2 protein-coding genes are annotated in these 1,974 nt (G+C 29.8%); one reads left to right on the top strand and one right to left on the bottom strand.

Going from position 1 to position 1,974, the window contains the following annotated elements:
- Window positions 1-1,282, top strand: a 1,282-nt coding sequence (locus tag V7056_RS19930; protein ID WP_499704129.1) for a hypothetical protein, incomplete at its 5' end; no start/stop codon positions are given.
- Window positions 1,283-1,352: 70 nt separating this feature from the next.
- Here the strand turns inward: V7056_RS19930 and V7056_RS19925 are convergent.
- Window positions 1,353-1,871, bottom strand: a complete 519-nt coding sequence (locus V7056_RS19925; protein ID WP_499704128.1) for a GNAT family N-acetyltransferase — start codon at window positions 1,869-1,871, stop codon at window positions 1,353-1,355.
- Window positions 1,872-1,974: the final 103 nt, after the last annotated feature.

Raw genomic sequence — 1,974 nt, 5'->3', positions numbered from 1 at the left:
TGATGTAGATGATAAAACATTAGTAAACATTGAAAATAAAGTTATGAATAGAATAAACGTTAAACAAAAAAGACCTGATAAAATTAAACGTAAAATGTTGCTTTTAGCAGCAGCGGCTATTTTATTGGTCAGCACGATTTCATTTCAAAAAGATACTATTCGTGCATGGGCAAGTGAGTATTTCTCTTATTTACCGATGTTTAATAAACCATTTGATCATAAAGTGGATAGTCCTATTTATGAGTTTGATTCATATATTGGAGATCATAAAAACTTCAAAATCAATAACTTGGCATTTAATAATGACATACCATATTTTGAAATTGAGTATGAGTATCAAACTAACATAAATGTTGAACATTATGGTGGTTTAGAAAAATTCTCTAAGTATTGGGATACTGTACCTGTCTATTTAAAAGTAAACTCAAAAAAGTATGAGTTAAAACTTGATGGAAAAGGTGTTGATTCAACAGGTTTGGTCACAGAAGAACTGATGTTAAAAGATACTATATCTAAGTTGGAATTCCCAAATAAAGGTAAAGTACAGTTTGTCGTTGGAGAAAAAACCTTTACTTTACAACTAAAAGAGGTTGATAAAGTTTTTTTACCAAGTAAAAGTAATGAAATTAAAAATATCAAACTAAATACAATGGTGAGAAAAGAAAAGAATAACTTACTAGTAAATTATATACAAACAGGAGATTTTACTCCATTTAGCATGAAGCGATTCGAACCTTATTTAATTGATTCAAAAGGAAATAAAAGTCTATTAAAAAGTCATGAAAGTGGTTCAATTCTAAGATATAAATATATTGCGGATTTAGGTAATCTCAAAGATAAAAACAAATTAACGCTGATCACTCCAGCAATTTCTAAAATGATTTCATACAACCAGTTAAATTGGACGATTCCCATTCCAAAAACAAAAGGTGAAGAAATCAAGTTACCAGCATTTCAATTACCAAATACAGATATTAAAGTAGAGGGAATGATTGTAAAATGGTCCGAATTTGAAAAAGCTACGATTGAGATTATTACGCCAAACCAAGACTTAACGAAGGATAGTTGGTATTCTGCTTTGTATTTACAACATGTTAATCCCGAGTTGAATAAAACTAATTCGATTGTATCAACAATTGAAAATGTTAATAATCAATATAAGCCTCAAACATATTCAATTAATATGAAGAATCTAAACACGAAAAAATTAGAACTTCAAATAACTGATGCGATCATTATTGAAAATGGTCCATGGAAAACTGATTTGCCAGAAATAAAATGAGCAGTATTAAAAAGAAGTTAATTTATTTTTTGAATTAACTTCTTTTTGCTTATACATACAACAATTACATTTATTTCAGATTATATCTCCAGTTATTACTTTTCATCCAGCTTCCAATTGGATATTCAAAGTCACATTGACCAATGCAATAGAAGTGGAGCTTACGACAAACTGCATTAGATGCTAAATTGTGTATTGACGGAAATGCATGTAAATATCGATATTTTGAATTGCGCGTAAGGAGTGATATTGCTTTTTCAACTGCTAAAGTGGCAATTCCATTACCTTGATATTCTGGGAGAACATTCCATCCCATTTCATATACAGTTTCGTTTTGCCAAACTTTTTCCCAATAACCAACACATCCAACTTTCAATTGAAGCGGTTGGATCATAATGGTAAACATTTGGCCTTTTTTTTGTGCAGCTATTTGAAGATATATATTGTGCCGCGCTTTAATCTGCTGATATGTTTCAGTTCCACCGAGATATTTCGTCATATTAGGAGTATTTAATCTATAGAGTAGATGAAGGTCAGAGCTTGTCCAAGGAACAATCTGAATTGTTGATGCATTTATAGGAATAGACATGTATTCACCTCATTAGAAGGTCAGGTATTATTTTTTGTTATATTTAAATACTATTCTGGAATCTAGAGAAATTGTTAGTAAAAATACACAAATAATCATATTA

The sequence above is a fragment of the Bacillus sp. JJ664 genome, from assembly GCF_036962205.1.
Classification (GTDB): domain Bacteria; phylum Bacillota; class Bacilli; order Bacillales; family Bacillaceae_G; genus Gottfriedia.
The sequence above is the reverse complement of the archived record's forward strand: the minus strand, read 5'-3'. Positions and strand labels throughout refer to the sequence as shown.

Coding starts and splice junctions, on each gene's coding strand:
- V7056_RS19925 (WP_499704128.1), bottom strand. CDS start 1,871: ATGTCTATTCCTATAAATGCATCAACAATTCAGATTGTTCCTTGGACA.